Annotated in this window: 2 protein-coding genes; both read left to right on the forward strand. The window is 53.1% G+C overall.

The features are described from left to right. On the forward strand, positions 1-350 hold a 350-nt coding region (locus tag B5D32_RS14320; protein WP_143402807.1), incomplete at its 5' end, for a class B sortase. Between the two features lie 47 nt (positions 351-397). Next, positions 398-3732, forward strand: a 3335-nt coding sequence (locus B5D32_RS14325) for a collagen binding domain-containing protein (protein ID WP_143402808.1), incomplete at its 3' end; no start/stop codon positions are given.

A 3732-nucleotide genomic window follows, 5' to 3' on the forward strand; every position in this document is an offset into this window, starting at 1 on the left:
ATTATACCGGCGGGTTTGAGGATCTGCACAAATACCGCGTGTTCGAGTTCGGGCAGGAAAACCCGTACATTTATGTTTCGCTGGCAGATGAAAAGTTGGCGTACCAGATTTTCAGTGTGTGGGTCTGCGATGCAAACGATGATACCGATTGTATTCAGGCTGACCCGGACGATGCAGCATTTCAGCAAATTCTGGACAAGGCTGTTGCCGGCTGTGCGTTCGACTACGGTGTGGACGTGACGACTGATGACCATATTCTGACGCTTTCCACCTGCACGGCAGACCCTAACAGCCGCCTGTTGGTCGTTGCCAAGCTGATTGATGGAGGTGGTGCAGATGTAAAATCCTAAATCGCACGCACTCTTTTGACGTATAAAACCACACAAGGAGATATGCAATGCAATATAAACTCAAACACCGCTTATCTGCGGCGCTCATGGCGGGTGCCATGTGCTGTACGATGATTCCTGCTGCCTCGGCCGAGGAGATTTCCACGCCAGAGATAGCAGATACATTTGTTCCCGAAATTACGGACAGCGTAACCCCAGACCTTTCTCAGATTACCGAAAATCTGTACAACGATTTGCCCGATGCACCTACTGGTAGTTATCTCGGCAGCATGGGGCTGCCTGTGGCAACCGGTGAGACGAAAATCAGCATCTCGGCATGGGTATCTGACCTGTATGATGGTACCGATGCCCACATGGACGCCGATGCGCTGAACGGAAATGAAAGCACCGTCATCGTTGGCCGCAATCCCGATGCAGATTATGCGGTAGTTCCTCTGTTGGTACAAACCGAATACCCCGCAAACAGTGCAACAGCAGAAGTTGTACTTCCGAAAGGGGTGGAGGTTCTCAGCTACGCATCTACTGATGCAGACCTCATTTCTGCCGATGATGCCGAGCAAGCCAAAATCCTACATCAGACTTACGCCGAGCAATCTGCGGCTGCAACAGGCTTTTATGTGAAGGCTTTTTCTGACTTCACTGCGCAGTTTGTTTACGCCAGCCCGGACGGCACCACTTTACAGAAATCTATTCATGTACAATTGTCGGATGATGCAGCCCCTGCACAGCTTTATGCCGATAACGGTGTTGCAACACTCGCAGCAGGTCCTACCCCGCCCTATGCCACCGGCAAAATCACCAGCATTGCCAAAGAGGGCGGCACTTGGCTTATTTGGTTCAACGGACAAGAAGCCTACTGTTGCAGTCATGGTCTGAACGGTCAGCCCAATGGCTGCCCGACCTACACTTTTGACCATGTGTCTCGCCTTGAGCCCGGCCAGTACACCCCCGGCAACCATTACGCGAACCAAATCAACATTTGGGGCGGCCTCGGTCAGTTGAGTCTCGATATGCTGGACAGCAAGCCCGTTGTTATGAGCGCGGATACAGAGCAGCCCGACCTCATCAGTGAGATCTACGATGAAACCCAGCAGTGGATCATTACCAACTATCCTGATAGTTATGCTGCGCAGGCCTATGTTGCTGCCGCCGAAGAATTGGCAGACGGCACGGCGGTGCAGTCTGGTGAGAACGGTTATTACACTTACATTTATAATCCGCCCGCAGGCTACGCATGGCAGATTGTGGCGCTGGTTGGTGAGGAAATTGCTGGCGGCACCGAAATTCCGGACGTGCCGAGTGCTCCTGAGCCGCAGTATTATTCTGCTTCATGGACCGCTCCTGCACAGAGCGCCAGAGGCAGCTTTGATCTGACGTTCACCGTCAACACCGATAAGTATCAGCTGAATACGCTGGAGAAAGTGGATGGTGCAGTCATTACCGTCACTCCAAGCCAGACCAGCGGCAGTGTGGACGGCGGTAGTTGGAAGATGACTCCTGCCGGAGCGCAGACCATTACCACCAGCGGTCACACGCAGGACGACAACTACCATTTGAATGGCGGCGATGGTTCTGCCACATGGACAGTACATTATGAGGTGTCCAAGACCAGCACAAGCACACTCAGCGGGCAGGAAGGACCGTTCACCAGCCAGGCTGAAGCGGATGCCGCTGCCGAGGCTGCCAAAAATGCAGCCATCAACCAACTGAAAAACGAAGCACAAGGTATGGTAGATGCTGCCATCGCCTCGGCGCGGGCACAGCTTGCAAATATTACGTTTAGCTACGATGAAATCACCATTCCGCACGGCTTCGATACCACGTCTGGTGCTCTGAGCAGCCACCAGACGATTACTGTTCCTGCCAACAGCTCGAACTATTACCAGATGAAAAACGATGAGTGGTCGGTCAAAGTCAGTATTGACAAAATCGACAGCGAAACCAAGCAGCGCATCAAGGGCGATGCCGAGTTTAAGATTTTCGAGTGGGATACCGTCCGGCAGTGCTACATCCCCAATGGTGGGTACAACCAGTACAAGGTTGAGCGCCAAGCAGATGGAACTTACAAAGTCATCAACCACAGCAATTATGCCAACGGTTCTGACAATATCTATTACACCCAGCGAAACGAGGGTAAGTTCGTCATCGTGGAAAGCCATGCTCCCAGCGGGTACTATGGCGATTGGACGGATGTAACCAAACCCGGCACGGCAGGCTCTGTGCTGGGTAAGCGGGCGTATGCCTTTGAAATCACGAAAGCATTAGACGGTCAGACGATTTGGCTGGGCAACGCGGACTATAACGCCGACATTACCACGGCCAACAGCGGTGGTACGCTCATCGACACCGGCGAGGGCATCGTCACAATTACATTTGGCAGTCGCAATGCGGATAAGACCTATACCACCGATCCTACAGGTATTGCCAGCAACGAGGATTCCTACACCATGCACGCCGATGTCGACACCATGCAGAACGACCGCACTCTCGGCAGCATCACTCTCTCCAAAGCAGACTTTGATGCCGCCCGGTATCTGGCCGCAGGCAATAATGGCGACTCAACGCTTGAAGGTGCCGTGTACGACCTGTATGCCGCCGAGGACATTCTTCATCCGAACGGCGTTTCCGGCATTGTCGATTACTCCAAGATTACCGATTCCAGCGGCAACCCCATCTGGCATACCACCGTGCTTACCAACGGCGCATGGAAGTCCGACTATCTCCCGGTGCTGAAAAAGGATTACCTTGTGGCCTCCGCCGCCATCAAGGACGGCAAGCTGGCGTTTTCTAATCTCTACTTAGGTCGTTACTACCTTGTGGAGCGCGCCACCGGCATCGTGATCCCCGTGGATTCCAACGGGCAGTATTATCTTTCCGGCAAGTATCCCCTGCTCAACAAAAAGCTGGAGCCTACCGGCAGCTATGCCGCCCTCGCCAGCAATGGCACAGAATACATCGACTATGTCTACCGCAACCAATATTCTGCTGTTGCCGAGAGTCGCGCCTTAGACGGCAGCAAGACCTATGACGGCTACTACCTGTCCTTTGCGAAAGGCTATCTCTGTGATGAAGTCAACCACTATCAATCCCTTACTTATGCAGATGAATCCACTTACGTTGTCCGCGCTGAAGATCAGACGCAGGACGAAGTACTGAAATCCGGGTTCAGTCTGCAAAAGCTGGTGTCCACCACCGGTCAGCCCTCCCCTGCCATTAAGCTGGGCGGTGCCGGGTTCAAAGTGTACCGTGTATCGCTGCTGAGCAAGGCAGACCAGTTTGCCCAAAACGCCGATGGCAGTTACGATACCGCCAGCATTCTGGATGTCTACCGTAAATCCAGCTACGATCAGGACACGCTGAAATTTGATTTTTCTGACGAAGA

This window comes from Gemmiger formicilis (assembly GCF_900167555.1).
GTDB lineage: Bacteria > Bacillota > Clostridia > Oscillospirales > Ruminococcaceae > Gemmiger > Gemmiger formicilis.